Below are 26,915 nucleotides of genomic sequence, written 5' to 3'. Positions count from 1 at the left end.
AGGTTTAGGCCCGCCGAGGGCTTGGCGTTGATGCTCGTGACCAGCCGCGAACAACGCCTCCGCTTCGAGGCGTAGCTTCTCCACTTCCTTCACAGACTGCGTTTCTTGTGCCTTGTGGTAGTGGCGTAACGCCTTCGTCGCAGCTCCATCAATGGCTCGCCTGCCTTGATCTTGTCGAGCAAGCTCCGGTTTTCCCGCCTTCTCTTTCCTTGCTCATCGAATCTCCCGGCTCCAATTCCATTGCCAGCGCAGCATGGAATTCGACTACGAGTCCTGTCTTAAGTCTGCCCTCACGGCACAGTTTTGAAGCCAGCTAGCTGTTGCATTAGGTGCGACCGACTGTAGTGGTTTTATAGATGCATCACCCTTCAACGCTCCGCATTTTGGGAAGAAAATAAGTTTTCGGCTCAGCATGATGCAAAACCTAAAGACGGACGCTGGCAAAGGTTGATTCGTCGCGGGCGTCGTTGAGCGTCGACAACGCCCTGGACAACGGTGACAGCACCAGGGTTTGCGGCAACGGAATCATCGCGACGTGTTTCGCGGTGTTGGAGCTAACGCGCTCGTCGCGTGGCGGAGTACCGAAGTATTCGCGGTAGCACTTGGAAAAGTGTGGTGTAGATACGAAGCCACAGATAGACGCCACTTCGATGATCGACATCGGCGTTTGCTTAAGCAGTTGCCGTGCACGAACCAGGCGTAGTTTCAAGTAGTACCGCGATGGCGAGCAGTGCAGGTACTTCTGGAACAGGCGCTCGAGTTGACGGCGCGACACCGAAACGTAGACGGCCAGCTCATCCAGATCAATCGGTTCTTCCAGGTTGGCTTCCATCAGTGCGACGATTTCCTGCAGCTTCGGCTGGTTGGTGCCGAGCATGTGCTTGAGTGGCACGCGCTGATGATCTTGTTCGTTGCGGATGCGCTCGTAGACGAACATTTCCGAGATCGCCGCCGACAGTTCACGACCGTGATCGCGACTGATCAGGTGCAGCATCATATCCAGCGGCGCGGTGCCGCCGGAGCTGGTGAAGCGGTTGCGATCGAGGGTGAACAGCCGGGTGCTCATGTTCACTCGCGGGAAGGCTTCCTGCATGGCGGCCAGACATTCCCAGTGCACGCTGCAATCGAATCCATCAAGCAAGCCGGCGCTGGCCAATGCCCAACTGCCGGTGCACACCGCGCCGAGGCGCTTGGACTGACGCGCCTGGCTCTGCAGCCAAGTAATGTGCTCACGGGTAACGGTGCGTTGAATAGCGATGCCACCGCAAACGATCACAGTGTCCAGGGTCGGGGCCTTGTGCATGGCGGCGTCGGGGGTGATTTGCAGGCCGTCACTGGCCCACACCTGACCGCCATCTACGGTCAGGGTAGACCAGCGATACAGCTCACGACCCGATAGCTGGTTGGCCATACGCAGCGGTTCGACCGCCGAGGCCAGGGAAATCAATGTGAAATTATCCAGCAGCAGAAAGCCTATGGATTGTGGCGTGCGGTTCTGGGGCTGGGCCCCGGAGTTGAGCGTCGTCATCGCGGTATCTCCTCACACAAAGCGAGTGGCGGCCCTAGGCGCGGGCTCTTTTTATTACCCATCCAGCAAATGGCGGGCTACTGGTATTGACCCAATTAGGCAGTGCTAGTGGCTACTTGGTGATTCTCTGGCTTTAGTCGAGCGGGATCTCCCAGCCACACCATCAAGCATGTCCCAACCAAAAGTATTGCCGCCACCGCGAAGAAAGGCATCGAGTAGCTATGGGTGGCATCTTTGATCAGGCCAATCATGAAGGGGCCCGTAAATCCGCCGAGATTGCCGATTGATACAATCATTGCAAGCCCACCAGCAGCGGCACGACCAGTGAGGAAGGTTGATGGGATTGCCCAGAACGTCGCTTGGAAGGAAAGGATGCTTGCGACAGTTAAACAGAGGCAGGCAATCTTCAAAACTGGATGCTCAATTAATGCCGCAGCGACAAGCCCCGCAGCAGCCATCGACAAAGCGCCCACAACATAAGGTAAGCGTAGTCGGCTTTGATTGGCCAAGCGAGCCCATAGAGTCATGGCAATCGCACCTAGCAGATAGGGGAGGGCCACGACCAGTCCTACCATGCCGCTGGCGATACCGAGGCTTTTGATGATTTGCGGGAGCCAAATGCCGATACCGACCATCCTCGCCACCGAACGCCAGGTTGGTATTGCTGATGCCGGCACAGGAGACGATGCGCTGCAGAGGCTCTGCGACTTTTGATAGTTTCCAGATTGAGCCGAAACCGGTATGGGCAATGTAGAGATTGCTATCTGCATCGATGGCAAGACCATCTGGGCCACCGAGGCCGCCGTGTATGGGGTGCCGCCGGTGCTGGTGCTTTCGTGGCAACCCTGATTTTAGCCTTCAGTGGATCGCTGTCTCGTTTGCGATATTTCACCGATGGTGGAGCGCTTGTCTGCGGCTTCGCGCTGCTGGGAGTGTTCCTCGCCGGAAGCTTGCCGATGGCATTATTTGGATTGGTGCTGCTTGGCTTCGGCATCACGATGAGCAACGTGAGCACAAATATGCAGTTGCAAAGCGGCGCACCAAGCTCGCTACGTGGTCGCCTAGTCGCATTCTATATCGCCATGCGATTCGGATTTGAGGCTATAGGCGGGATGCTGGCGGGGTTGGTCGCGGCACGATTTGGAGCGCCGGCGACTCTTGGTATCGCAGGAGGTATGTTGCTTCTGTACCTAATCGTAAGTATCGGTGGGCGCTATCTGGAACATCGATCACTCAATAGGTAGCCATCGTCAATAACCTTGGTTCAGCGTGATTGCGCCAAGCGTTTTTGCCAATCGCCGCGCAATTCGCCTTTCTTGTTTCCCTTGCCAGGACTGCTCATCTTTCAGGTTGAAGTCAGAGTAGTAAGAGTTGGCGACATAAATGGCGCTACCACCGTCGCCATAGTCATAGGCATAAAAGGCTCTGAATTTCCGTCAATTCCCAAAGGTGAAAATTCGGTTGAAGGAGGAGGGCAGACACCCATCATCATGAGACCGCCGTCGGCGATAGGTGACGTTTGAGATGGTCGACAGCGCGAGGCGCTACAGGGGTAGTTTTGTCTCGTTAAAAATGCGAGAAAGTGTCGCTGGCGATGCTGCTAACGGGCTCATGTTTTCACCTTTGCTTAGGCTGAGCGACAGGAGTCGGTACTCGATACTAATAGCGAAACCAGCCAGACGAGGCGCTTCGGCCTCATGCCGAGCAGCTAGCAATGGTTTTGGCGTGTGCTTAGCATTTCCGTTCTCTGTCAGCGCAAATGCGGAGTGTCCGCAGCCTGCTCGAACGAGGTGGCACCAGTCCTGCGATTGATAAGCTCGAAGAGCTTTGCGGCACTCCAGGCATCCATCCGGTCAGCCTATTCGCGGCTTGCTATATGCGGAAAGAAAACACCGGCGATAAATCTGACCCTTGGTCATAGAACACTTGGGATTAACTCAACTAAATAGCCGTTTAGTTGAGTTAGCTAATGACTCCACGTAGAGGTCATCACGTTCCCATTGGCGGTAGACCATCTTCAAGAGCTCATATCTCTCGCCAGACACGCGGCGTCAGGCCGCTCTGACGTGGTCCAATCTAATCTAGCAGGGTGTTGAAAAATTGGAAGTTGCGGCTGACAGAGCGGTGCAAGTGATAGTAAAGGTAAGCATTCCAACCGGCAAACTCCATAGCTCGAACAGCATTACGCAGCTTTGAAATCCCAGGCGTGCTAGGCAAATCAAGGTTAACACGTAGATTCATTATTACGCTGTAAACTTGTTTTTTGACTTGTTAACTACGGTGGTTAACAAGTAAAAATTGTGGTTAACAACGGTACCGGACGAGCATTTCACTGAGCTTTTCATCGACCCAGGTTTTGGTGAGCGCAACGTGTGCATCGCCAAACCGTCAGCGTCTGCATGCGAATCAATGGATGTTTGTGTTTTCCACGTGTGGCATACCTTGAAATCTAGGCACCAACTCCACGCTGAACGCTGCAGATTTCGCATAGCGACGTGTTTGCAGCTGGATCTGTGACGTAAGTAATGCCGTAAACGAACAAACGCACCCCAAAAAGACGCCTTAAATCAAACGGAAAGGCGAACTCGCATACGGTGCGCGCACACGCGAATCTAGGGCAATTTCACGCGATTTCTCCGAGAACTGCGGGCTCCGACGACAGGCATACACCTGTGCAGGCGCGAAAAGCTAAAATGTCAGATGGAACTCATGGGTGTAGCCCTAGGTTAAGTCCAATGCTTGGAGTCGAGGCGCTTAACATTGGGTTGCAACGCAGTTGGTTGGACGCATATTTAAGCGAGTAGACGTCGATGCTGACTTGATCTCCAGCACAAGTGTTTTTGCGTAACTGCCTGATTTTTTGACTTTTCTCATATTTAACTGTTTTTTCGCATATTTCAGAAATCTCGACATCACCAGAGCCCCTCAGGCCCGTATATGGCGGTTCGCATAATGTATATTATGTTAAACGGCGGGCTATGTTAGAAATGTTCATGAGCGTCGTAAGACCTTGATTCGACAAACCTGCTTCTGACGTCCACTCTGTCAACGGGCCATGTCCTTCGTGTTCATGGCGAGTCATAGATTGAGGTGGCTGCCGATGAAGCTGATTCAGTGCCGGTTCTCTTCAGGTCAAATTGGCACGGCTGCAACGGCACCTTTTCTGCAGATCGACCCGCGTAGCCGTGACCAATATCTGCAGTTGCTGAAGCAGTACCTGTCCTGGTGTGTCAGCCGGTACATCCCGCGCGCCCGTCAGAACTCAGCCACCCTGGCTAACATTGAGGTGGTATGTGCAGATGTCGCCGATGTCATTGAGCGGCGTTTTGAGAGCCATATCATCAATGTTCGACCGGACCGCACTCGTTACCGCAGCCTGACAGAATCATTCGCACATTAATTCGCCCCAGCGCTGTGGAAAATCCGTTCCCGGAACGACTGCAGTTGCGTAATTGGCTAATGATTGAATTGCTGCTGGAGACTGGCATCCCCCGCGGAGAGCTTATCAAGCTCTACACCACGGATATCAATCAGGGTTCACAGCATGCCTATGTCAACATCAATGACCGCGAACATAACCCAGGCGACTCACGCGCTGAAGAGCCAGCTCTGATCTCCGGACAAGCCTGGATTACCGGAACGCATCAACATACCCTCGATCCGTCGGACCCCTTCCCCGCGGGCTATCGCCTGTCCGACACCTGGCCTGTGGAAGGAGGTGACGGGACCTCAGTTGCAGGTTCACCTCTATAGGGGCGCTGAACCGGTGGCGCGGGACAAGTCCGCGCTGCCGGCCTGCACGGATCTGCATTTCACTCGGCATCCATGGGAATCGCGAAAGTTCTCTTATTGTTCTGCATCGCCACGAATGTCTTGAACTGCTTGATATTCCCAAAAAAGAAAAGCTCACGAGTGAGTTGCTCATACTCAGTCATATCCTTGACATTCAACACCAACAAAAAATCAAAGTCGCCCGTCACGTAATAAACCTGTTGCACTTGTGGGCAACTAACAAAGCGCTTTTTTATCTCATCCAGCAAGTCAAGTCGCTCATTCTCGAGCTTGACTTCGACAATAACGGTGATGGGGCGCCCGACAGCAGCAGGGTCCACAATACTGACGTTGTGTTTTATTACACCTGCAGCTTCCAATGCTGCGATTCTTCTATTGACTGCAGAGGGAGACAGGTTCACGCCTTCTGCCAATTCGCGCTGGGAAATCCGGTTGTTCTCTTGAAGGAAGCTGAGGATTTTTCGGTCATAGGCATCAAGTTGCATCTTGAGTCTCCTTCGCTTGGGCGAACCCATTACAGCAGAAAAGCGCACTGAACGCTCATTCGTTGCGTAAAGCCCCTCCACTCTTGCACCTTCTCCCCCAACCTGCGCAACAAAATACTGAAAACGCAACGATGATGCATTTGACGACTCGATTTTCGAGCAATCGTGCGCACCCGACGCATTAGCATCCTTCTATCCCACCTGCCTGTCAGGCAAGGGCTGCGCCTTCAACTGCAAAAAACAATAAGAGCGGAGAAAGCATGATCAAAGCTATCCCAACAGCAATCGCAGCTTTTAGTTTGGTACTGCCCCGCCACTTATCCAATGGGAGTTTCACGATGCATATCGTTCAAGAAAAGCGCACAGACCGAAGTCTCATGTTCAAAGCGAGTCGTCTTCTCGCAATTAGCGCGGCGAGTATTATCCTCAGCACTACCCTTGGTATTACCAGCATGGCTAATGCGGCCAGCCTGGCAGAGATCAAAAGTCGCGGCACACTCAATGTTGCAACTGAAGACAGCTATTATCCCTTTGAGTTTATCAAGGATGGTGAGTCGGACGGCTTTCACAAGGACGTTATCGCGGAGCTGCGCAAGTACGCACAATTCAAGGTAAACCAAGACATTATGCCTTGGACCGGCCTGCTGGCCGGTGTCACATCCGGTAAATACGACGCAGCAATCACGGGTGCTGGCGTTACTGAGGAGCGGTTGGGAGCGTTTGACTTCGTTGCACCGGTTGCCCCCGAGGTCTCGTATTACATAAAACGGGCAGACGACGACCGCATCAAGAATATTTCAAGTCTTTCGGGGATGACCGTTGGTGTACAGGCCGGTGGAGCCCAACTGGCACGATTGACGCAACTGGATGCAAAACTGAAAGCCTCCGGCGGAGCGATAGGCAAGATAGTTCAATATCAATCTTACCCGGAGGCGTATGCCGACTTGGCCAATCATCGGCTGGACTACGTCGTCAATTCGATCGTCCCTGCCAACATGCTGGTAAAAGAGCGACCAAAGGTATTTGCCGTTGGCGAGGCTACTTCAAGTATGGGCTATATCGCTTGGCCAGTGGCCAAGGGCAACAAGGAACTACTCGATTATCTGAGTGGTTTTGTCAACCACTTGCGCGAAACTGGCAAGCTCGCTGAGCTGCAGAAGAAATGGCTCGGGCAATCATTCGACAATTTGCCGCACGATCCCATTACATCCGGGGAACAATTCACACAGCTGACAGCGAAATAACCTGAGCGCCTCCATCGTTGGCAAAAAGTGTTGTCAACGATGGTCAGGTCGGCAACTTATTCTTTTGACTCGGTAGATAGCAAAGAGTCAAAGGACTTGTTCGAAGGACGTATTCAATGGATAGCAGTGACTGGATCACTCTACTTTATGCTGGCTGGACGACCATTTGGGTTTCCGGCGTATCAATAGTATTCGGCATCATTCTGGGGCTGGTTGTTGCGATGTTGCGTGCAGCAAAAATCCCCGTAGTCAGTCAGGCTCTCGCTGTGTATGTCAGCTTGATCAGGGCTACACCGATGGTCACCCTGGTTCTATTTCTGTTTGTAATAGCACCTTCGGTTGGCTGGGAAGTCGATGCGCGAGTTGTTGCCATTGCGGCGATGACTATCAATACCACCGCATTTAACGCCGAGATCTGGCGTAGCGCCCTGACCAGCTTTTCGCGCGAACAACTGGAGGCGGCAAAAGCAGCGGGCATGACCACGGGATTGACCCTGCGACGCATCATGCTTCCGCAGATGTTGACGACAAGTCTTCCCGGGCTGGTGAATGAAATGTCTCTCCTGGTCAAAAGCAGTCCGGCGATAGCAATGATTGGCATTGTGGATTTAACCCGTGTCACCAACCGAATTGCTGCTGTTACCTACGATCCGCTTCCGCCCATCCTTGCGGCAGGCCTTCTTTATATTTTGATCATTGGTGGCCTTGTTCGCTTCCAGCGGATCGCAGATTCGCGCGCCAAGCGCCTGGCCATGTAGGGGATCCCATGAACGGAATTAAAATGCTGTGGGACAACCTGTATGTGTTCTCGATTGGCCTCCAGAACACCCTCATACTTTTTTGCGTATCGGCGGTGTTTTCATTTTTGTTGGCCTGTTTTATCGCCTTCCTGTTAGAGGGGCGGGACAATATTCCCAGACGGCTTGTACGTGGGGGATTGGATCTCATGCGGATGCTGCCGTTCCTGATTTTTCTATATCTGCTTTATTACGGTCTTCCTAACGTTGGCATTCGCATGGATGTTTGGTCGGCCGGGTTCATTGCGTTGATTACTTATCACGGTGCTTATTTCGCCGAGATTCTCCGTGCTGCGAGAACTTCGTTGCCCTCCGGGCAGGCAGAAGCTGCCTATGCTCATGGCTTCATCAACTCCAAGATGTATTGGCGAATCTTGCTACCGCAAATGGTGATGCGTTCAGGACCGCTGTTTGGCAACCAATTAGTCTGCCTGCTGAAGGACACCGCCTTTTTATCGATCATTACCCTGATGGATCTCACGGCTGCGGCATCTGCTGTTCAAGCTAAATATTTCGTTCCGCTACCACCTTTCATATTTGTGATTGTTCTCTATTGGTCCATCACATTGTGTGTAGAGGCGTTATTACGTCGCCTTGGCCGGCGGGCGCAGAAAAGAGGATTGGTACATGAATAAGTCAGCTCCAGTCGTTGAAATACGTGACCTCCATAAGCACTTCGCCGGTATCGAGGTTCTTCGCGGAATCAACCTCAAGGTTGAACGAGGACAGACCGTCAGCGTTTTGGGCTCATCAGGCTCAGGTAAATCCACGATGCTGCGCTGCATCAACTGGCTGGAAGTGCCTGACGACGGTGAGATCTACATCGGCGGGGATCGCATGGGTGTCAAGAGCGGTGGGGTTAAACCCATGTCAAACCGCGAGCTTTCTGCCATGCGCGCTCGAACCGCCATGGTGTTCCAGAGTTTCAATCTCTGGCCGCATCTCACGGTGCTCCAGAACGTGACCGAAGCCCCTATTCATGTCATGGGCGTAAGCCGAAAGGATGCCAACGATCACGCCGTTGCACTGCTGGAAAAGGTAGGCCTTTCTCATAAACACGATGCTTACCCCTGGTCTTTGTCGGGAGGGCAACGACAACGCGTAGCCATTGCCAGAGCCCTGGCGATGAACCCTGAAGTCATTCTGTTCGATGAGCCGACCTCTGCTCTCGATCCGGAGCTAGTCGGTGAAGTCCTTGCAGTGATGCGCTCGCTGGCCGAGGACGGTTTCACCATGGTCATCGTCACTCATGAAATGGAGTTCGCTCGCGCCGTATCAAATGAAGTCGTCTTCATTGAAAAAGGACAGATCATTGAACGAGCTGCACCGGAAAAGTTCTTCACGAATTCAGAGAGTGAGCGAGTTCGCCAGTTTTTAGGGCGCTACAGAACGACTACCGCATGACTGACCCTGTCACGCGCTGACATTGCATCCAACGCAACGCCATTCATGCCATAGGGATGGTGGCCTGTCTGCGCCCGTCCACACACCACTTCTCAATGAGTTACAAGGAACCGGTATGTTATTCGTAAATCCTCGCGCCTCTCGTTGCCCTTATCCTGCCGACCTCAAGGAAGTCATGAGCGTCGGCTCAGCACATGAATCACGAGACTGGCTATCGAGCTGGGAGCATCTGAGCCAGGACGCAACACCGCTGTGGGAGCTTCCCGGCATTGCAGCAGAGCTTGGTGTCGCCCGATTTTGGGTGAAAGATGAGTCGACACGCTCCCCCTTGGCCAGCTTCAAGGCGCTCGGCGCGCCCATCGCGTTGATCAGGCTGATTCTGCGCCTCATGCCCCTGGAATCCTTTGACCCCAAAGGGCTTATTACAGGCATGTATCGAGAACGTCTGGGTGACTTCACCGTTATCAGTGCCACCGACGGGAATCATGGCCGGGCCCTGGCTGCCGCCGCTCAAAGCGTCGGCTGCAAATGTGTCATTGTCTTGCACGCCAACGTGAGTGCCGAGCGCGAGGCTGCGATTGCAGCTTACGGTGCCCGCATCGTCCGCATTGAAGGCAACTACGATGAGTCTGTCGAGCACACGGCCAAGGTTGCGCAGCAGAACGGATGGCCCGTCGTTTCCGATACTTCATACGAAGGTTATGAGGTTGTCCCTCGGGATGTGATGCAGGGCTACGGCACCATCGCCGCCGAACTGATAGAGCAAACCACGGGTGATACGAAGGCACCCTGCCCCTTTACCCACGTCTTCCTGCAAGGGGGAGTCGGCGGAATGGCAGCCGGGATCAGCAGCTACCTCTGGGAAATTTATCAAGGTCAACGACCTGCCTTCGTGATGGTTGAACCCCGACAGGCTGACTGCCTTTATCAAAGCGCGGTTCAGGGACGTCCTGCGAAAGCGACAGGCTCGGTAGATTCCGTCATGGCGGGTTTGGCCTGTGGTGAAACCTCTCCCCTCGCGTGGCGATTCCTCGAGCCGAGCATCGATTTCTTTTTGACCATCGCTGACCACGCAGCTGTAACCGCGATGCGCAAGCTTGCTCAAGGGAGCGCAAACGATATTCCCATCGTTGCCGGTGAGTCGGGGGTGGCCGGTCTGGCGGCTGTTCAAATACTGGTGCGCGATTCAGAGGCCGCCAGAAAAATCGGCATCAACAGTGACTCTCGAATCCTGATCATCAGCACCGAAGGTGCCACTGCACCAACGGTATACGAAAGTCTGGTGGGTGAATCCGGGGAAGCGGTGATCGAGCGCCAGCGCCAATGGCAGAAACAAAAACACCTGTGACTAGAAGAGAGAAGGAGCAGCTCCAGTGATCAACCAAGACGATTTCCACGCACAGCTTGTGAGCTGGCGTCATCACCTGCACCAACATCCCGAGGTCGGCTTCGAAGAACTGCAGACCTCTGACTACGTTGCCAATGCGCTCGCCTCGATGGGCCTGGAAGTTCACCGGGGCATTGGTGGCACGGGGTTGGTCGCGAGTCTGAAGATCGGTGATGGTCCGGCGGTCGTAGGCCTGCGTGCCGATATGGATGCGCTGCATATCCATGAAGATGCACCTGGACGCGATTACGCCTCCGTATCGGCCGGCAAGATGCATGCCTGCGGTCACGACGGTCACATGACGATGATCCTCGGAGCCGCCAAGCTGCTGACCGAAAGTCGCGATTTCAATGGCACCGTGCGTTTCATTTTCCAGCCGGCCGAAGAACACGGCTGTGGTGCAAAAGCGATGATCGCCGATGGCCTGTTTGAGCGCTTTCCTGTTGATGCGATCTACGGTGCTCATAACATGCCCGGGCTACCCGCAGGATCGATCGCGACTCGCTCAGGGGGGATCATGGCCAGTGAAGATAACTTCGTTATCCGAATCAAGGGTCAGGGGACGCATGCGGCACGCCCGCACATGGGGGTTGACCCAATCGTCATCGCGGCTGAAGTCGTGCTGGCATTGCAGACCATCATTTCCCGAAACCTCGACCCCAGCGTTCCGGCGGTGATTTCATGCACAGAGTTCATCACTGATGGAATCCGCAATGCGATTCCAACCAATGTCGTGATCAAGGGGGACACTCGCAGCTATGCGCCCGACGTCCAGGCCATGCTGGAAATGCGGATGCGAGAAATCGCCGAAGGCATTTGCAAGCTCCATGGTGCCTCCTGCGAGTTCGAATACTCCCACGAGTTCGCACCTACGGTGAACTGGGCGCAGTGCACCCCCATCGCTGTTGCTGCCGCGATAAAAATCGTTGGCGCAGACAACGTGAATGCTGAAATCCAGCCGATGATGATCTCGGAGGATTTTGGTGCCTTTCTTCAAGGCGTCCCCGGCAATTTTGTGTTCATCGGCAATGGCGAAAAGGCGGGTGAAGGGGGTATTCCCCTCCACAACGCCAAGTACGATTTCAACGACAATGTCCTGACCACCGGTGCGCATTATTTCGCTGAGGTGGCCCGGACTGCCCTGTCCGCGGGATAGGCAAGAAGAGGACAGCACGGTGAAGTGCTGTCCTTTCGCAAGGGTGAGAGAGCCGGTCCCCGTTCAAAGTATCGACCGTATGGTTCCACCTTCAATGCGCATGGCCATGCCGTTGAGCGCCGGCGAAGCTGCCAGGTGCAGGACACTGCAGGCCACCTCTTCGGGCTCGATCATGCGTCTGATCAAGGATGTCGGTTCGGTTTCGTCAAAATAATCGTGTACCACCTGTTGCGCCGAGATGCCTTTCTCTTGCGCGATTTCCCGGTGATAGCGCTTGACTGCATCGGTGCAGGTTGGCCCCGGCAGTATCGAGTTGACCCGTACGGCGGTACCTTTGGTCAATTCCGCCAACGCCCGGGAAATGCCCAACAGGCACGTTTTCATCGCTCCGTAGTGAACCATCCACGGCTGCGGCTTGACTGCGGATTCACTGCTGATGAACACAATTGAACCTTGTCCGCGATCAAGCATTGCCTTCATCACCAGGCGAGTCATGCGTACACCGCTCATGACATTGACGTTGAAGTAATGAAACCACTGGGCATCGTCTGTTTCGAAGAAATCCCTGACTTCGAATATCCCGACATTATTGATCAGGAAGTCGATCGGGCCGGACTCCAGAGCCATGTTGACCAGGCGCTCCGCCGCCCCGTCCTGCGTCAGATCGGCAACCAGGCCACTGCTGGAGTCGCCCAGTTCTTCAACCGCCGCATTCACTTCGTCTGCCAAAAGCCCGCTAATGACAACCTTTGCACCTTCGAGGATGAAGCGTTGGGCGATGGCCTTGCCAATGCCTGTCGCCCCGCCTGTGATGAGTGCGGTTTTGCCAGTCAGTTGATAATCCATGAAAGCTGCCTTGTTTGTTGTTATGCGCAAAATCTTGCCCCAGGCTCGGGCTGAAGTCTTTCAAGGGTTGCAGAAGACTGCTTTAACAAAACTCTGAAAATGGGTGCTTGACCTGCCGTCATTAAGGTTTGAGATGCGGGCCAATCCTTTCCAACAGAAAATCAATAAAGACCCTGACGCGATGGGGTAGTTGCTGTCCAGGGCCGATAAACACCGCATGAATGGCCTCGGTTTCACCGCTGTTGAACTGCTCCAGCAGCGGCATCAAACGCCCCGACTCGATATCGGCATTGATATGGAAGCTCGCGAGTCGAGCGATACCCAAACCAGCCAACGCAGACTGACGCATGCTCTCGCCATCACTGAGCAACGCATTGCCTTTGGGTTCAATCTCGATGCGCTGGCCTTCGGCGTCGCGATAAACCCAGGCCTGCGAATGACGATGAAAACCAAAGCTCAGCCGATTATGTCGTTGCAGGTCATCCAGGGTTTTCGGCTGACCGTATCGTGCGATGTACGCGGGTGAAGCCACCGTGATCATTCGGCTTTCACCCAGCCGACGCTGAACCAGGCTCGACTCCTTCATCGGTCCGGTACGTATCGCGACATCCGCGCGTCGCTCCAGTAGATCCACAACGGTATCGGTCAGCTCTACGTTCAGGGTGATGTCAGGGTAAGCCGCCAGAAAATCAGGCAATTGCGGTAGCAGGCAATGCAGGCCAAAAGGAAGGTTGGCATTGACCTGAATCAACCCGCTAGGTTTGGCCACATTGGCAATATCACGCTCGGCGGAGTCAATCAGCTCAAGAATACGCAGGCATTCATTGTTGAATCGCTCGCCTTCGGCCGTGAGCTCAAGGCGTCGGGTCGAGCGATGAAGTAAACGCGCACCCAGCCGCGTTTCCAATCGGGCGATCAACTTGCTCACCGCCGAGGGCGACATGTCCAAACGCCGGGCGGCCTCGGAGAACGTGCCTGCATTGACGACTCGGGTGAACACTTCCATTTCGCCAGAGCGGTTGATGTCTTTGAGATTTAGCATGAACTGTATTCACAGATACTTGTAGTTAGAGCAGTCTAGCTCACAAACGGACCTCGTCGTATCGTGAAGAGATTCCTTAACCAGGAATGACCGCGCCTTTGTTTCAAGTAAAGGCCGGGCAAACTCAAGATGCGAAGGAGACAGAACATTGAAAATTTTCGTTACCGGTGTGACCGGTTACATCGGCGGTTCGATTGCCAAATATCTGGTAGATGCGGGTCATGAAGTCAGTGGCCTGCTGCGTAACCCGGAACAGCGCAGTGCGCTGCTGGCGCTGGGCATCACCCCTGTGCTCGGCACCCTGGATGACGCTTTCATTCTCAGCGAACAGGCGCGTGCAGCAGACGCTGTCGTGAATGCGGCCAACTCGGATCATCTGGCCTCGGTTCAAACCTTTATCAGCGCTCTGAGCGGCAGCGGAAAAGTACTGCTGCACACCTCAGGCTCAAGTGTTGTGGGTGACGATGCTCGCGGTGCTTATGAGCGTGCCGAGATCTTCACCGACGAGACGCCATTCACCCCCATGGACATCCGCAAGGATCGGGTCCACATCAACCAGGTCGTGCGGCGCGCAGGTGTCGAGCAAGGCATTCGCAGCATCGTGTTCTGCCCGACCATGATCTACGGCGAATCATTGGGGTTGCCGGCAAAAAGCGATCAGCTGCCCAAGCTGTTCGCGCAATCGCGCAAATATGGCGCCGGGGCCTACATGGGCGCCGGGGTGCATCGCTGGTCCAACGTGCACATCGAGGATCTGGCAGAGCTTTATCGTCTGGCCATCGAGAAGGCCCCGTCGGCCTCGTTGTTCTTCGCCGAGAACGGCGAAGCATCGTTCCTCGAAATCGCTGCGTCCATCAGTAAATCCCTTGGCTTTGGCGGCGAGATTCAAAGTTGGCCGGCCGATGATGCAATTGCCAAGCTTGGGGATTGGGCGCGCTTTGCCATCGGCTCCAACAGCCGCGTGCGGGCGGTCAATGCGCGCACCCTGCTCGGCTGGAAGCCAAAGCGCGAATCGATTTTGCAGTGGATCGAGAACAGCGGGGTTCAATGGTAATAACCGCGAACTGCCGAGACTTTGAAAGCTCACTTCGGTGAGCTTTTTTATGCGCTGACGAATGTTCTATCCCGGACAAATCACACCCATAAAAAAACGTGCAACCAGGGTGATCGTCAATGAAGACCCTCGTTGCACGTCAGGCCCATTAGGCCTAAAGGGGAAAACCGGTATGGCGTTACTGCCGGTCAGTCAAACGCCTGCGCCCGATATCAAGGCTTAGGCCAACACCTCCAGCGCCACGCTTTCGATACCCGCCGCATCCAGCCGGTAATGCCGATAGAGGTGAGTCGGCGGCGCAATGAGGCTGTACTCGTCGTAAATTCCATGACGTCGCACTTTCACCCCAATGCCCTCCTCCGCGATCACTTCACACACGGCGCCACCCAGACCGCCAATGATGTTGTGTTCTTCAACGGTAAGAATGGACCGGCTGTTGCGCGCGGCGGTCAGTACCGCCTCACGGTCCAATGGCTTGATGGTGGTCATATCGATCACGCCTACCGAGCGCCCGGCGGCATTCAAGGCTCGCGCCGCTTCTAGGGCGGGGTGAACCGTGGAACCGGTCGCGATGATGGTCAGTTCATCGCCAGTCAGGTGCACGGTTGCCTTGCCGAAGACAAAATCGGGAACGGTTTCGTACACCACCGGATCACGCCCGCGCTGGATGCGAAAGTAGATCGGTTGCGGATAGTTGGCCGAAGCGAGAATCGCAGCCTTGAGTTGATTGCCATCGGCGGGAGCAACTACCGTGATATCGGCAATCGAACGCATGATCGCCAGGTCTTCGGTGGCGTGGTGCGAGGTGCCGTAAAAGCCCAGGGAAATCCCCGCGTGGTGGCCGATTAGGCGCACCGGCAAGGCGGAGTACGCCACGTCCATGCGGATCTGCTCGCAGCACAGCAATGGCAGGAAGGATGCAAAGGTCGCCACGAACGGCTTCATGCCTACTGCCGCCATCCCGGCGGCGGCAGACACCATGTTCTGTTCGGAAATACCAAACTGCACGAATTTCTCTGGATGCAGTTCGGCGAATTTTGACAGACCGTTGGAGTATTGAAGGTCAGCGGTACCGGCAACGACCGGCTCGCCCCGTTCGACCAGTTCGATCAAGGCATCCGACAAGGCATTCAAGCTCGGTGTCTGGCTGTTCAGTTCCCGGTATTGCCAGGAGTTGTTCGACAGAGGTGCGGTATTCATGAGTCAGATCACCTTGCTTTTGATTTCGTCGATAGCACGTTGCGCATCTTCGGGATCGAGATACCCCAGGTGCCAACCCGGCTCGGTTTCCATGTAGGAAACCCCTTTGCCCTTGACCGTATTGGCGATGATGCACACCGGTTGTGTGCGGGTCGTGTCGGCCTTGAGGCGACGCAACAGGCTCGTGACTGCGGCCAGATCATGACCATCCACCACATGGGTTTCCCAACCGAATGCAATCCACTTGTCCGCCAGCGGCTCGATACCGATGACGTCATCGACATTACCGTCAAGCTGATAGCCATTGCGGTCGATGATCGCCACCAGGTTTGCAGTTTTATGGTGGGCCGCCGACAGCGCCGCTTCCCACACTTGGCCTTCCTGCATTTCGCCGTCGCCGAGCATCACGTAAGTGGTGAACGTCTTGCCCAGCATCCGCCCGGCCAGGGCCATGCCCAGCCCGCCGGACAGAGCATGACCGATGGAACCGGAGGAGAAATCCACACCTGGGACTTTGCGCATATCAGGATGGTCGCCCAGCGGATTGCCCAGGCGCGTGTAGTTGTCGAGGATTTCTTTGGCGAAGAAGCCCCACTCCACCAACACCGGAAACAACCCGACGGCCGCATGCCCCTTGCCCATCATGAAACGATCGCGGTCGGGCCATTTGGGCTCGGCGAATCGCAGGTCCATCACGTCGTAATACAACGCGGCGAACAACTCGGCGGCGGAGAACACCGAAGTGTAGTGGCCGACCTTGGCGATCTCGATCAACCGGATGGTTTCCAGGCGAATGAACTGGGCTTTTTCCCGCAGTCGAGCCAACTCCTTCTCGGTCAGTTCAAAAGCGTGCTCCGCGCTATCGCGGAAATCTGTCAAATCAGTCATATGTCGTATCCAGGCGCATTACCAGAGTTTCGGCCGCATCCGTGATGCGGCCGCACATAAGCCCAGCGCAATCGGGCGATTACTGCGCTTTCAAGCGTGGCGTCATGTAGTCGTTGAGGCACGGCATGACCTGCTGCGCGGTCAGTTGCATCGAGCGCCGCCACAGCGCTTCGTCGTCCCACTCGTGGAAAGTGGTCATCAGCGTACCGAACGGCCCGGTCTGCTCACTGAACGCCACCAGTTGCTCGGTGACGGAATTCACGTCGCCGTAAATCACCATTTCCTTGATGCAGTGGTCGACCGTCACTTCCTCGTCGGTCATGTCGGGGCGGGTCTTGAAGATCTTGGTGTAATGGTTGGTGGCCAGGTTGTCGATCATGTAGTCGAAGTAGCGCCTTAGCGTGCAGCTCTCTTGCGCCAGATAGTCTTCGGCCTGGGCCTGGGAGTCCGCGACGAACACCGAACGGGCCACGCGCCAATTATTGGCATCGGCCTTGATCCCGGCACTTTGCGCGCCCTGACAGTAAGCCTGCCAATGGGAAGCCACTGTTGCCGTCGGGTTGAAGTTGGCAGACATCAGGTCCCAATCCTTGGCGCCCGCGAGTTTTGCGGTGCCGGAAAACGGACTCATGGCCGTGGTTGCCACCCGTGGAAACGGCTTCTGGAATGGCGTCGGCATGTAGCCGATTTCCAGTTCGTGGTGCACCGCATCCTTGAGGTTGACCTGGTAGTGTTGCGAGGAAAAATCATAGGGCGCGCCCGAGTTCCAGATCGCACGGATCATCTCGTAGCACTCCACCATCATCTGCCCACGATCCTTGCCGTTGCTGCCGTACACCTCGAAGTCGGAAGCCAGCCCACCCGGGCCGATACCCATGATGAAACGCCCCTTGGACATGTGGTCGAACATCGCGGCATCGGCGGCGATTCGCGCCGGGAAATGGTGCGGAAGATTCAGCACGCCGGTGCACAGTTTCATGCGTTGGGTCAGCGGAATCAGGGTGGACAGAAATTGCAGCGCGTTGGTGATCGGTTCGGTGCGCTGTGACGTATGTTCACCGACCCAAAGCTCATCAAAACCGACGCTGTCGGCATGGACAGCACACGCGATGTCCTGATCGTACATCTCGTGATAGTCCCAGCCCTTGTGATGAAGTGGCTGCATGAACATGGCGAGTTTCATGTCGTTCTCCTGCTGTTTTCAGTGACCGGTGCACTGCGAAACTGTTTCGCTGCACACCGTTTTCATGACGAGCGCTCGTTTTGCAGGCGTGCCAGTGCCGGCGCTGCAAGTCGCAACGTTCAAGGAATGGGTTAAATATCCGGGGCAAGTGACGCGTTACATCAGCGCGTGCAACTCACCCTCAAATGCTTTGTTTGCGATTCAACTTCCGTGCAGCAACCAGCCGCCGTCCACCAGCAAATCGATGCCTGTCACATAGGACGACAGCGGCGAAACCAGGAACAGCACAGCATCGGCGATCTCCCAGGGTTCGGCCGCCCGGCCCAGGCCGATGCTGCCCAACACGTTGTTCTGCCGGTGCTGCTCAAGCAGTTCCGGCTCCAGGTTGCCCGGTGTCGCGGTCAAGCCTGGCGAGATCGAATTGACCCGGATGTTGAAGGCACTCAAGTCCTTCGCCAAGCTTCGGGTCATGGCCAGTACCGCACCCTTGGAGGCGTCATAGGTGCAGTGATTGGCCATGGGACGGTGACCGCAGATCGACGACAGATTGACGATCGCCCCGGCGCTTTTCTGCCGGCGCATCTGCCGTTGTGCGGCCTGAGCACCCAGAAACACCGCGCGCGTGTTGATAGCGTGCAGTCCGTCCCAGAACCCCGCATCGATGTCATCAATCGCCTTGAGCGGGTAGACGCCAGCGTTATTGATCCAGATATCCAGGCCACCGAAACGCTCGATCGCGGTGTCCGCCAGCCCTTGAATATCATCCGGGCGACTGACATCGGTGGCGTGAAAGGCCACGGAAAAACCGGCCTCGATCAACTCACTGCTGCGTTCCGGCGCCAGACTGCCGATCAGTACATTGGCCCCTGCTTCGGCCAGACGCCGACTGATGGCGAAGCCGATCCCGCTGCTGCCGCCGGTAACGACCGCGGTTTTTCCGGACAAATCCAGCAACTCGGCAAAGGGTCGATACGCCAGCGCCTGGTACGGGTCCGACATGTTTGATCCTCCTCGATTAATGCCCGTCATCACGCGGTGGCCAGGGTCATGATGCTGTCGGGGGCAATCTGCGGCCGATGCAGGATGCCTTGGGAACAGCCGCGCGCCATGACCATCACACGATGGGACAGACCGATGACCTCCTCCAGGTCGGAACTCACGACAATCACCGACACCCCGGTTTTAGCCAGATTGATGATCAGCTCGTAAATCGCCGCGCGTGCTCCCATGTCGATGCCTCGGGTCGGCTCATCGAGGATGATGACTTTCGGATTGCGCGCGATCCATTTGGCGATCACCACTTTCTGTTGGTTGCCGCCGGACAACTTGTCGAGCATCTGCCCCGCCACGCCCTTGATCCCCAGCGTCGCAATGCGTTCACGGGCGAATGCCGCTACCCGGTGGTTGGCCATGACACCGCAGGAGCTGAGGCTATCCAGATTGCAGTAGGCCAGGTTTTCGGCAATCGTCTGACTCAGCACCACGCCTTCGGATTTGCGGTCCTCCGGGATCAGCACGACGCCGGCATGGATCGCCGCCAGCACGTTATTGGCCGGCAGTGATCGATCCCCCAGCATCACCCTGCCCTGGCTCAATGCACTCAACCCGGCTATCGCCTGAACCAGTTCCGTTCGACCGGCGCCGACGATGCCGGCAATGCCAAAAATCTCCCCGGCCTTCACTGAAAAAGACACATCCTGAAAGCGCCCCGCCTTGTCCGACAGCTGCTCGACGCTCAATACCACCGCATCCCCGGGGACCGGCAACTCCGGAAACAAACGGTCGATCGGGCGCCCCACCATCTGCGACACCAGGACACCGACATCGGCCGTGCCGCTGTCGTGACGCGCGATCAGGTGACCATCGCGCATGACCACGACCTTGTCGGCGATCCGGGCAATTTCATCCATGCGATGACTGATGTAGATGAAGGACACACCCTCCTTCTTCAGTTCCTCGATTTGCTTGAACAACAGGTCGGTTTCGTCCTTGCCCAGGGCTGCGGTCGGCTCGTCGAGAATCAACAGACGCGAGTTGAGCGTCAGGGCCCGGGCGATTTCCACCAGTTGCTGGGCGGCGATTTTCAGTTGCCGCACCGGTGTATCCGGCGAAATATCCAGACCCAGGCGGCGTAGTTGCTTCTCTGTTTCACGGAACATTGTCTTACGGTCGATGATGCCGTCGCGGGTGGGCAGATGACCGAGGAAAACGTTCTCCGCCACGCTCAAGTCAGGCAGCAGGTGGATTTCCTGATGGATCATGTTGATCCCCAGCGCCATGGCGGCTCCCGGCCCGGTTGGCGCATAAGGTTCACCAGCCAGGAACATCGAGCCTTTGGACGGTGTCAGTGCGCCGGCGACGATGGAGGAAAAGGTCGATTTTCCCGCGCCGTTTTCCCCCAGCAACGCCACCACTTCTCCATAGCCGATATCGAGGCTGATATCTTCCAGCACCCTGACCGAGTTGAATGACTTGCCGATGTTGCTCGCGCGGAATAACGGCTCCCGGGCGGTATTGATCGCACTCATGACTTGCCCTCCCTTCACCGTTCTCAAGGATGCTGCTCGAGGAAGGCGGCTGCGTTTTCCCGGGTGGTGACGAAGGCCGGCAATAGCTGCGTCTTGGTCACCTGTTTGCCTTGCTGCAGATCGACGGCGGTACGCAATGCGGAGCGCCCCATTTCCACAGCTTGTTGCGTGATGGTCATGTCCAGTTTTCCATCGCGAATCGCTTCCAGAGCAGATGGCAAACCGTCATAACCGAACACCCAGACCTTGTGATCGATATTGGCTACCTTTACCGCCTGAGCCGCACCGAGCGCCGGCGCATCGGAGCGACCGATGAACACGTTGATCTTCGGGTTCTTTTGCAGCATGTCCTGGGCGACCTTGAAGCCGTTGTCCTGTAGCCAGTCAGTCGGTTTGCGGTCAATGATTTTCATCTCCGGAGCCTCGGACAACACCGCATCCAGGCCTTTGGCCCGGGCCACTTCAGTGGAATCGCCAAGAGTCCCTTGCAGCAGGCCGATTTCAGCCTTGCCCCCCGTCAACTTGATCATTTGCCGGGCCAGCTCTCCCGCAGCGGCCAGGTTGTCGGTGGAGATGTAGGCGTCGCACTCGACGTTTTTCGGGAAGTTGTCAATGCAGATCACCGGCACACCCTGCTGTCGCGCCAGGCGTACCGGCACGGCCGAAGCGGCGCTACCGGTCGCGGTGTAGAGCAGCACATCGATTCCTTTGCTCAACATGTCCTGAATCTGACTGACCTGGCGCGCGGGATCGGCCTGAGCATCAGCCACCAGCACATTCTTGATGCCGAGGGTCTTGGCCTGTTCCATGACGCCGTCACGGACCATCAGGTAGAACACCCATTGCAGGCTCGGGATCGACATCCCGACGGTGATTTCGTCCGTAGGTTTGCTTTGTGCGTAAACACCGGCCGACATCAGGCAGCCCAGCAGTGGCAACCACAGAAAACGAAGCGAAAAAGCAGACAGGTTCATGTTTTTTTCCTTTTTATTGTGCGTGGAACGATGCCGGTTCTAGTCAATGGCCCGAGATCAGTCAGCCTTGCGCTTGAGCAAATCGAGCATCACCGCGAAGGCGATCACCGCGCCGATGACCACTTGCTGTACGAAGGGTGAAATGCCGGCCAGGTTCAGGCCGTTGCGCAAAACGCCGATGATCAACACGCCGATGATCGTGCCGACCACGCTCCCCGCGCCGCCCTTGAGGCTGCCACCGCCAATCACCACGGCAGCGATCACATCCAGTTCATAGCCGACACCCGCGCCGGCACCGGCAGTGTCCAGGCGAGACGTCATGATGATGCCGCCCAAGGCCGCACAAATGCCGGAGATGATGTACACCGCACTGGTGTAACCCTTGACCCGGATACCCGCGAGCTTGGCCACTTTGCTACTACCGCCGATCGCATACAGACTGCGGCCGGCCACCGTGAACTTGAGAACGAACCAGAACACCAGCGCCAGCACCACGAAGCAACTTACGGTCAGCGACAGCACGCCGCCGTAACGGATAACCGAGAGGTTGCTGAACCATTCCGGGAATCCGCTGACTTGCGCGCCGTCCGTGACCATATAGGCCAGGCCACGGGCGATGGACATCATCGCCAGCGTCGCAATGAATGATGGAAGGCCTGCCCGAACCACCAGCAAGGCCGTGGTCGAACCGCACGCTGCACCAACGGCGATCGCCCCGAGCATGGCCACCCACATCGACAGGCCGAGAACCTGTTCGAGCCAGCTCATGACCATGATCGCCACTGCCAGCACTGCACCCACGGATAAGTCGATGCCACCGATGAGAATCACCAGCGTCATGCCCAGCGCCATGATGCCCAGCACCGTCACTTGATCTAGCACATTGAGCAGGTTGCTCAAGGTCAGAAAACTATCGGTGAAGAAGGTTAATACTGCACATAACAATAAAAGCCCGACCATCGGCCCCGCCACACTGTTATCCAAGCCGACCCACTTTGGAATCGCCCCGGGTAGTCTTGTTTTTGCCAACAACTGATTATTCATACCCACATCCACTTCTTATGTAATTGTTATAAGATCGAGCAGCACGTGATAACTACGAATTAACGACCCAGTTCCCTATAGCGCCCTCCCATGTATAGAAGTGGCTCCTCCAGAGGTTGAGTGATGACATAAATGACGTTGCCGATAATCACCGTGTGCGTACCGTGTTCAATCTCCTGCACCACTTCGCAAAAGATCGCCGCCTGGGCGTCGGCCAGGTAACGAATACCGTGAACACCCGTGCGCCAATCACCCTCGACAAAACGTCGTTCGCGCAGATCGGGCTGGCTGAATATTTTGCAGATCGGTTCGTGCTGACTTTGCAGCATGTTCACGCAGAACAGACCGGAACGCTTGATGATCGGTGAGGCGCTGGCGCTGCGATTAACACAGATCAGGGCCGACGCAGGATCCATCGACACCGAGGAAAACGCAGTCGCAGCCAAGCCATGGGGCTGACCATCGTCATCAAGTGTGGTGATCAGGGTTATAGAAGAGGCAAAGCGGCCCATTGCCAATTTGAACTGACCGGCCAGGTCTATCGAAGGGGCGGCCTCTTGATATTGAACACGCATAGCATAAACCCTCTTTTTATTGTGACTCACAGGCACTGGCTTGCATTATTAACAATCAACCGAACTTTTCTATTCGATTTTAGGAAATTGACTCTTCACTAAAACTGAAGGATGAACCAGACAACAAACATATTTGAATTCACTTCACAGGTGTCCTCAAACCCCTATTCCAAAGCGCTTGCGTACTTGCTCAACTTATCTGTTGTCTCTTTGATTAGATGGTTTTTACTGAATAATTGGCTGATACTTTGCTAACAGTAAAAAGTAACTTTCACGAGGTGAAATCCCCATGGTCGATCGATTGCAGGACATGCGGCTGTTTCGCCTCGTCGTTCAGACAGGGTCGCTTTCAACGGCGGGTCGGCAAATGGGCCTGTCGCCAGCGGCCATGAGTGGTCGACTCAAGGCAATGGAGGACTTCTATGGATTGCGCTTGCTCAAGCGCAATACCCGAAGCTTGAGCCCTACCGCCGAAGGACAGTTGCTGTTTGAAAACTCCCAGAAAATTCTCGAAGAGGTCGACACCCTCGACAGCATCATCAAAAACGGCCACAGCGATCTGCTGGGCACTATCGGCCTGACGTGCCCTACCGATCTGGGTCGGCAGTGGATCAGCCAACTGGTCGATAGTTTCATCAGCGAAAATCCCCATATCCGAATTCGCCTGTTTCTCACCGACCGCGTACTGGACTTTGTCGAGTCCGGCTCGGACATTGCGATCAGGTTTGGCGACCTACCGGACAGCTCACTTATCGCCCGCTCTCTTGGAGTGGACCGCCACATAGTTTGCTGTTCTCCACAGTATCTTGAGCAGCACGGCGCACCGCTCAGCCCTGAAGACCTGCAGCATCACAACTGCCTGGTACACCTGAGTGCGGATTTCACACTTGATCGGTGGAAATTCATGGACAAGGGCGTGCCGACCACAATTCAGGTCAAGGGCAATCGGCTGGCCAATGACGGTTTCACTTTGCGCCAATGGGGCGTTCAAGGCTTGGGGATCATCTGGAAATCGGTCTGGGAGGTGGCGGACGACATACAGGCCAAACGGCTGGTCCCGCTGCTTGAAGACTATCAATGCCCCAGCACCGGGTTTCACCTGTTGACCGAGGGCGGCAAAAAGCTGCCGTTACGCGTCAAGACCTTCGTCGATTTTGCCGTGCAGTACTTCAAAAATCGCGACACGCCGTCGCGATACATCCTGCCCCTACCCTAGGCAACACTGGGACTTCCACTGGCATCCGGTCCTGCGAACGCCTGCGCCCTGTCACTTGCCACAAAAGCCTTTGAAGGCAAGCCCCCCTATTTACTCCCTTTCTGCATTTGTTCCAGGGCCCGGTTTAGATTGGCATCTACCTTCAGCAACAGTTCGTGCAACAGCGCTTGTTCGTCAGCACTCAAACCGTCCAGCGCCTGGCTGCATGTTTGATCCATCACGCGTTTGGCTTTGGGCAACTGACGGGTTGCCTGTGCCGACAGCGAGATCAGCCGGCTGCGCCCGTCTGCCGGATCAAGCACACGTTGCACCAACTCATCACGCTCCATACGGCTGAGCAGTTGCGCCATGCTGGGCTGCTCGACACGAGCGATGCGGGCCAACTCTCCCTGTGATATGGCGCCGACGTTCTTGAGCGTGACCAATACAGGTAACTGGCCGACAGAAAGGCCAAGTTCGCGTAGCGGTGTATCGACCAGGCGCGAAAAAGTCCTGGACACCTGACCGATCAGCTTCATGGGATTCGAATCGGGCACAGTTGACATGCATAGGCACCTATATTAATTGTATAGGTACCTATGTTAATGGCTATCCTTCATGCATTCAAATCCACGTATTGCGATCATCGGCGCTGGCCCCGGCGGACTCACGCTGGCGCGCATCCTTTACCTGCATGGTATTGCCGCTACTGTTTACGAGCAGGAGGTGCACCCGCTTTCACGCCCCCAAGGTGGCTCGCTGGATCTGCACGAGGACTCGGGTTTGCTGGCTCTTGAGCGCGCTGAATTGAGCGATGCATTTCAAGCCATCGCTCGCTACGATGATCAAGGCACACGACTCCTGGCCAGGAACGGGCAGGTGCTTTTCGATGATCAGAACGCTAGCGGCGGCAATCGACCCGAAGTGGATCGCACGGCACTGCGATCCCTGCTCCTGGACTCCTTGCCACCGTCGATGGTTCGCTGGAACTGTGCGTTGCTGGGCCTGGAGGACGCCGGAGAAGGTTGCTGGAACCTGTCGTTCGGCCACGGGAACGAGGGCCCTTTTGATTGGGTGGTCGGTGCGGATGGCACTTGGTCGCGCGTGCGCCCTTTCGTCTCGACGTACGAGCCGCAATATAGTGGACTGTGCTTTGTAGAGTTTGGCATCAATGATATCGACCGCTCGCATCCAGAGTTGGCCTTGTTGGTGGGCCGCGGCATGTTGAATGTAGAAGGTGATGGCAAAGCCCTCATAGTCCAGCGAAATGGCAACTCACATGTCCGTGGGTATGCAATCTTTCGCGTTCCGATGGGGTGGGTGGAGAAACGGTTTGACTTCACCTCGGTGTCCGCAGTGCGCGAAGGCCTGGTTCAAGAGTTCGCCGGGTATTCCGAAGAGATTCTGAATCTGTTCCGGGCCAGCAGCGATGAGTTTGCCGTTCGCCCGATCTTCGCCTTGCCGGTGGGCCACTCTTGGGTACGCCGCCCTGGATTGACCTTGATCGGCGATGCAGCTCATGTGATGTCACCTTTTGGCGGCGACGGAGTGAACAACGCCATGCTCGATGCCGCTGAGCTTGCCCACTTGCTGATCGAACGTCGCCAATGCAACAACGCCGTAGCAGAGTACGAGCGAAGAATGTTCGAGCGCCTGGTTCCCTCTGCAAAAAGTGCGGCCGAGGGTGCGGCCACCTTTCTATCCCATGATGGACAGGCACTGACGCTGGCTATGTATCTGAGCCATCAAGGTACCCGTCCATGAGCAGTTCCCCTCTCCCAGCCCAGCCTTTGCTGATTTCGCGGCTATGCGCCAGAAAGTCGGCAGCCATGAACAGGAATCGATGAACAGCCGCATTCATTTCAAAAGCATCTGGTCAGCAGCAGTAGTCCTGCGAGCGGCTTATGAACATCTGACATGACCTACTTGTTAAATACTGCATCAGGATTGAACTGCTCCCATATGTGTCACTTGGTACCCGGAAGTATTTTCCCGAAATTTGAGGGATGTAATCATGCGGATCCGGGAATCTTCTCCGGCTTCGGACATTCAGTATCGAGTAGCTCTCCCACCTGATACGCAGAGGTAAATCATTGTCTGGATCCAGAAGCAAATCCTGGAAGCGTGCTTCTAAGCGCTATTCACCGATTACTTCCTCCTTCACGACGCCCGAAAGTGTTCTGCCGCCGTCTCAGGTCATTACTTCTCAGATGCCTTGCCATCCAGTATTTGCCGTTGCCCCAGCATGTTGAAGTCAAGGTTGAAGCGGAGTACTCACTTCATCCCGCGCAGCGACCGGATTGACAGGCGCGCGGATCGAGATGCCATACGCAACCAGACAGCCAAGCCCGCAGCTTCCCACCACCAGGCACATGGGCCATGAGGTGCCATCGGCCAGGCGACTGACCCACAGACTGGCCAGCGCCCCGGTAGCGAATTGCACGGAAATACCCAGGGCGACACTCGCCCCTGCCTGCCTCGGGAACATGCTCATCAGACTCGCCGTGCAATTGGCCCCAAGCAACCCGGTGACGCCCATGTACAGCACCATGCAAAGTACGATGCTCCACAGCCCGCCCCACTGCGTATACCC

General features: G+C 55.8%; 24 protein-coding genes and 4 pseudogenes. 12 read left to right on the top strand and 16 right to left on the bottom strand.

The window, feature by feature from the left end; translation table 11 throughout:
• Positions 1 to 424: 424 nt before the first annotated feature.
• From ACCD00_RS11055 to ACCD00_RS11045, 3 genes and pseudogenes are all read right to left on the bottom strand, one after another.
• Positions 425 to 1,528 carry a GlxA family transcriptional regulator gene (locus ACCD00_RS11055; RefSeq protein WP_204124316.1) on the bottom strand — a complete coding sequence of 368 codons (1,104 nt, stop codon included), beginning with the start codon at positions 1,526 to 1,528 and terminating at the stop codon, positions 425 to 427.
• A gap of 95 nt (positions 1,529 to 1,623) precedes the next feature.
• Entirely contained in the window at positions 1,624 to 2,163 is a 540-nt protein-coding gene (locus tag ACCD00_RS11050; protein ID WP_413424388.1) for an MFS transporter, read from the bottom strand.
• 55 nt (positions 2,164 to 2,218) lie between these two features.
• A pseudogene (locus ACCD00_RS11045) lies at positions 2,219 to 2,371 on the bottom strand (hypothetical protein); the annotation flags it as partial.
• Here ACCD00_RS11045 and ACCD00_RS11040 point away from each other — a divergent pair.
• The 3 genes and pseudogenes from ACCD00_RS11040 to ACCD00_RS11030 form a co-directional block, all read left to right on the top strand.
• Positions 2,335 to 2,772, top strand: a pseudogene (locus tag ACCD00_RS11040) (MFS transporter); the annotation flags it as partial. The pseudogenes ACCD00_RS11045 and ACCD00_RS11040 overlap by 37 nt on opposite strands.
• A gap of 1,856 nt (positions 2,773 to 4,628) precedes the next feature.
• The gene (locus ACCD00_RS11035) at positions 4,629 to 4,928 is read left to right on the top strand and encodes a hypothetical protein (RefSeq protein ID WP_413424386.1); all 300 of its coding nucleotides are present in this window, start codon (positions 4,629 to 4,631) and stop codon (positions 4,926 to 4,928) included.
• 209 nt (positions 4,929 to 5,137) lie between these two features.
• Positions 5,138 to 5,281, top strand: a pseudogene (locus ACCD00_RS11030) (proline racemase family protein); the annotation flags it as partial.
• Positions 5,282 to 5,340: 59 nt separating this feature from the next.
• On the opposite strand, the gene ACCD00_RS11025 reads toward ACCD00_RS11030, so the two are convergent.
• The gene (locus ACCD00_RS11025) at positions 5,341 to 5,805 is read right to left on the bottom strand and encodes an Lrp/AsnC family transcriptional regulator (RefSeq protein WP_413424384.1); all 465 of its coding nucleotides are present in this window, start codon (positions 5,803 to 5,805) and stop codon (positions 5,341 to 5,343) included.
• Positions 5,806 to 6,065: 260 nt separating this feature from the next.
• Between ACCD00_RS11025 and ACCD00_RS11020 the strand changes: the two genes are divergently transcribed.
• The 6 genes from ACCD00_RS11020 (at position 6,066) to ACCD00_RS10995 (ending at position 11,793) form a co-directional block, all read left to right on the top strand.
• Entirely contained in the window at positions 6,066 to 7,049 is a 984-nt protein-coding gene (locus ACCD00_RS11020; RefSeq protein ID WP_413424382.1) for a transporter substrate-binding domain-containing protein, read from the top strand.
• Between the two features lie 116 nt (positions 7,050 to 7,165).
• Entirely contained in the window at positions 7,166 to 7,807 is a 642-nt protein-coding gene (locus tag ACCD00_RS11015; protein ID WP_007979518.1) for an amino acid ABC transporter permease, read from the top strand.
• Positions 7,808 to 7,815: 8 nt separating this feature from the next.
• A complete protein-coding gene (locus tag ACCD00_RS11010; protein ID WP_413424380.1) occupies positions 7,816 to 8,481 on the top strand; it encodes an amino acid ABC transporter permease in 666 nt (221 codons plus the stop codon).
• A complete protein-coding gene (locus ACCD00_RS11005; protein ID WP_413424378.1) occupies positions 8,474 to 9,250 on the top strand; it encodes an amino acid ABC transporter ATP-binding protein in 777 nt (258 codons plus the stop codon). Before ACCD00_RS11010 ends, ACCD00_RS11005 begins: the two co-directional genes overlap by 8 nt.
• Positions 9,251 to 9,365: 115 nt before the next feature.
• The gene (locus tag ACCD00_RS11000) at positions 9,366 to 10,598 is read left to right on the top strand and encodes a diaminopropionate ammonia-lyase (RefSeq protein ID WP_413424376.1); all 1,233 of its coding nucleotides are present in this window, start codon (positions 9,366 to 9,368) and stop codon (positions 10,596 to 10,598) included.
• Positions 10,599 to 10,623: 25 nt separating this feature from the next.
• Positions 10,624 to 11,793, top strand: coding sequence for a M20 aminoacylase family protein (locus ACCD00_RS10995; RefSeq protein ID WP_413424374.1), 1,170 nt, complete (start codon positions 10,624 to 10,626; stop codon positions 11,791 to 11,793).
• 63 nt (positions 11,794 to 11,856) lie between these two features.
• Here the strand turns inward: ACCD00_RS10995 and ACCD00_RS10990 are convergent, their stop codons facing one another.
• Both ACCD00_RS10990 and ACCD00_RS10985 read right to left on the bottom strand, forming a co-directional pair.
• Complete coding sequence (locus ACCD00_RS10990; protein ID WP_413424372.1) at positions 11,857 to 12,639, bottom strand: SDR family NAD(P)-dependent oxidoreductase; 783 nt, start codon at positions 12,637 to 12,639, stop codon at positions 11,857 to 11,859.
• A gap of 121 nt (positions 12,640 to 12,760) precedes the next feature.
• Positions 12,761 to 13,681, bottom strand: coding sequence for a LysR family transcriptional regulator (locus tag ACCD00_RS10985; protein WP_413424370.1), 921 nt, complete (start codon positions 13,679 to 13,681; stop codon positions 12,761 to 12,763).
• A 148-nt stretch (positions 13,682 to 13,829) separates the two neighbouring features.
• Between ACCD00_RS10985 and ACCD00_RS10980 the strand changes: the two genes are divergently transcribed.
• Positions 13,830 to 14,735 (top strand): NAD-dependent epimerase/dehydratase family protein, encoded by a 906-nt coding sequence (locus ACCD00_RS10980; RefSeq protein ID WP_413424368.1) that lies wholly within the window; start codon positions 13,830 to 13,832, stop codon positions 14,733 to 14,735.
• A gap of 219 nt (positions 14,736 to 14,954) precedes the next feature.
• On the opposite strand, the gene ACCD00_RS10975 is transcribed toward ACCD00_RS10980, so the two are convergent.
• The 8 genes from ACCD00_RS10975 to ACCD00_RS10940 all read right to left on the bottom strand — a co-directional run bounded on the left by ACCD00_RS10975 (position 14,955) and on the right by ACCD00_RS10940 (position 23,127).
• Positions 14,955 to 15,935, bottom strand: coding sequence for a transketolase family protein (locus ACCD00_RS10975; RefSeq protein ID WP_413424366.1), 981 nt, complete (start codon positions 15,933 to 15,935; stop codon positions 14,955 to 14,957).
• Positions 15,936 to 15,938: 3 nt separating this feature from the next.
• Positions 15,939 to 16,823: a transketolase gene (locus ACCD00_RS10970; protein WP_413424364.1), complete on the bottom strand. Its 885-nt coding sequence runs from the start codon at positions 16,821 to 16,823 to the stop codon at positions 15,939 to 15,941.
• A 79-nt stretch (positions 16,824 to 16,902) separates the two neighbouring features.
• Positions 16,903 to 18,006 (bottom strand): LLM class flavin-dependent oxidoreductase, encoded by a 1,104-nt coding sequence (locus tag ACCD00_RS10965; protein ID WP_413424362.1) that lies wholly within the window; start codon positions 18,004 to 18,006, stop codon positions 16,903 to 16,905.
• Positions 18,007 to 18,207: 201 nt separating this feature from the next.
• Positions 18,208 to 19,005: an SDR family NAD(P)-dependent oxidoreductase gene (locus tag ACCD00_RS10960; protein ID WP_413424360.1), complete on the bottom strand. Its 798-nt coding sequence runs from the start codon at positions 19,003 to 19,005 to the stop codon at positions 18,208 to 18,210.
• Between the two features lie 29 nt (positions 19,006 to 19,034).
• Positions 19,035 to 20,534, bottom strand: coding sequence for a sugar ABC transporter ATP-binding protein (locus tag ACCD00_RS10955; RefSeq protein WP_413424358.1), 1,500 nt, complete (start codon positions 20,532 to 20,534; stop codon positions 19,035 to 19,037).
• Positions 20,535 to 20,557: 23 nt separating this feature from the next.
• On the bottom strand, positions 20,558 to 21,508 hold the full coding sequence (locus ACCD00_RS10950; protein WP_413424356.1) for a sugar ABC transporter substrate-binding protein: 951 nt from the start codon (positions 21,506 to 21,508) through the stop codon (positions 20,558 to 20,560).
• Positions 21,509 to 21,565: 57 nt separating this feature from the next.
• Positions 21,566 to 22,552, bottom strand: coding sequence for an ABC transporter permease (locus ACCD00_RS10945; RefSeq protein WP_413424354.1), 987 nt, complete (start codon positions 22,550 to 22,552; stop codon positions 21,566 to 21,568).
• Positions 22,553 to 22,611: 59 nt separating this feature from the next.
• A complete protein-coding gene (locus ACCD00_RS10940; protein WP_413424352.1) occupies positions 22,612 to 23,127 on the bottom strand; it encodes a flavin reductase family protein in 516 nt (171 codons plus the stop codon).
• Between the two features lie 289 nt (positions 23,128 to 23,416).
• Between ACCD00_RS10940 and ACCD00_RS10935 the strand changes: the two genes are divergently transcribed.
• Complete coding sequence (locus ACCD00_RS10935) at positions 23,417 to 24,343, top strand: LysR family transcriptional regulator (RefSeq protein WP_413424350.1); 927 nt, start codon at positions 23,417 to 23,419, stop codon at positions 24,341 to 24,343.
• An 86-nt stretch (positions 24,344 to 24,429) separates the two neighbouring features.
• Here the strand turns inward: ACCD00_RS10935 and ACCD00_RS10930 are convergent, their stop codons facing one another.
• Positions 24,430 to 24,861, bottom strand: coding sequence for a MarR family winged helix-turn-helix transcriptional regulator (locus ACCD00_RS10930; protein WP_413424348.1), 432 nt, complete (start codon positions 24,859 to 24,861; stop codon positions 24,430 to 24,432).
• Between the two features lie 79 nt (positions 24,862 to 24,940).
• On the opposite strand from ACCD00_RS10930, the gene ACCD00_RS10925 reads away from it, so the two are divergent.
• Positions 24,941 to 26,086 (top strand): FAD-dependent oxidoreductase, encoded by a 1,146-nt coding sequence (locus tag ACCD00_RS10925; protein WP_413424346.1) that lies wholly within the window; start codon positions 24,941 to 24,943, stop codon positions 26,084 to 26,086.
• A gap of 490 nt (positions 26,087 to 26,576) precedes the next feature.
• On the opposite strand, the pseudogene ACCD00_RS10920 reads toward ACCD00_RS10925, so the two are convergent.
• Positions 26,577 to 26,915 (bottom strand): annotated as a pseudogene (locus ACCD00_RS10920) (Bcr/CflA family drug resistance efflux transporter); the annotation flags it as partial.

The sequence above is a fragment of the Pseudomonas sp. Pseusp3 genome, assembly GCF_047304225.1.
Taxonomy (GTDB): Bacteria; Pseudomonadota; Gammaproteobacteria; order Pseudomonadales; family Pseudomonadaceae; genus Aquipseudomonas; species Aquipseudomonas fluorescens_CD.
This window is presented reverse-complemented; position numbering and strand designations above follow the sequence as displayed.

Bases quoted from the DNA above. Each gene is read 5' to 3' on its own strand.
- ACCD00_RS11055 (WP_204124316.1), bottom strand. From the start codon at position 1,528: ATGACGACGCTCAACTCCGGGGCCCAGCCCCAGAACCGCACGCCACAA.
- ACCD00_RS11050 (WP_413424388.1), bottom strand. From the start codon at position 2,163: ATGGTCGGTATCGGCATTTGGCTCCCGCAAATCATCAAAAGCCTCGGT.
- ACCD00_RS11035 (WP_413424386.1), top strand. From the start codon at position 4,629: ATGAAGCTGATTCAGTGCCGGTTCTCTTCAGGTCAAATTGGCACGGCT.
- ACCD00_RS11025 (WP_413424384.1), bottom strand. From the start codon at position 5,805: ATGCAACTTGATGCCTATGACCGAAAAATCCTCAGCTTCCTTCAAGAG.
- ACCD00_RS11020 (WP_413424382.1), top strand. From the start codon at position 6,066: ATGATCAAAGCTATCCCAACAGCAATCGCAGCTTTTAGTTTGGTACTG.
- ACCD00_RS11015 (WP_007979518.1), top strand. From the start codon at position 7,166: ATGGATAGCAGTGACTGGATCACTCTACTTTATGCTGGCTGGACGACC.
- ACCD00_RS11010 (WP_413424380.1), top strand. From the start codon at position 7,816: ATGAACGGAATTAAAATGCTGTGGGACAACCTGTATGTGTTCTCGATT.
- ACCD00_RS11005 (WP_413424378.1), top strand. From the start codon at position 8,474: ATGAATAAGTCAGCTCCAGTCGTTGAAATACGTGACCTCCATAAGCAC.
- ACCD00_RS11000 (WP_413424376.1), top strand. From the start codon at position 9,366: ATGTTATTCGTAAATCCTCGCGCCTCTCGTTGCCCTTATCCTGCCGAC.
- ACCD00_RS10990 (WP_413424372.1), bottom strand. From the start codon at position 12,639: ATGGATTATCAACTGACTGGCAAAACCGCACTCATCACAGGCGGGGCG.
- ACCD00_RS10985 (WP_413424370.1), bottom strand. From the start codon at position 13,681: ATGCTAAATCTCAAAGACATCAACCGCTCTGGCGAAATGGAAGTGTTC.
- ACCD00_RS10975 (WP_413424366.1), bottom strand. From the start codon at position 15,935: ATGAATACCGCACCTCTGTCGAACAACTCCTGGCAATACCGGGAACTG.
- ACCD00_RS10970 (WP_413424364.1), bottom strand. From the start codon at position 16,823: ATGACTGATTTGACAGATTTCCGCGATAGCGCGGAGCACGCTTTTGAA.
- ACCD00_RS10965 (WP_413424362.1), bottom strand. From the start codon at position 18,006: ATGAAACTCGCCATGTTCATGCAGCCACTTCATCACAAGGGCTGGGAC.
- ACCD00_RS10960 (WP_413424360.1), bottom strand. From the start codon at position 19,005: ATGTCGGACCCGTACCAGGCGCTGGCGTATCGACCCTTTGCCGAGTTG.
- ACCD00_RS10955 (WP_413424358.1), bottom strand. From the start codon at position 20,534: ATGAGTGCGATCAATACCGCCCGGGAGCCGTTATTCCGCGCGAGCAAC.
- ACCD00_RS10950 (WP_413424356.1), bottom strand. From the start codon at position 21,508: ATGAACCTGTCTGCTTTTTCGCTTCGTTTTCTGTGGTTGCCACTGCTG.
- ACCD00_RS10945 (WP_413424354.1), bottom strand. From the start codon at position 22,552: ATGAATAATCAGTTGTTGGCAAAAACAAGACTACCCGGGGCGATTCCA.
- ACCD00_RS10940 (WP_413424352.1), bottom strand. From the start codon at position 23,127: ATGCGTGTTCAATATCAAGAGGCCGCCCCTTCGATAGACCTGGCCGGT.
- ACCD00_RS10935 (WP_413424350.1), top strand. From the start codon at position 23,417: ATGGTCGATCGATTGCAGGACATGCGGCTGTTTCGCCTCGTCGTTCAG.
- ACCD00_RS10930 (WP_413424348.1), bottom strand. From the start codon at position 24,861: ATGAAGCTGATCGGTCAGGTGTCCAGGACTTTTTCGCGCCTGGTCGAT.
- ACCD00_RS10925 (WP_413424346.1), top strand. From the start codon at position 24,941: ATGCATTCAAATCCACGTATTGCGATCATCGGCGCTGGCCCCGGCGGA.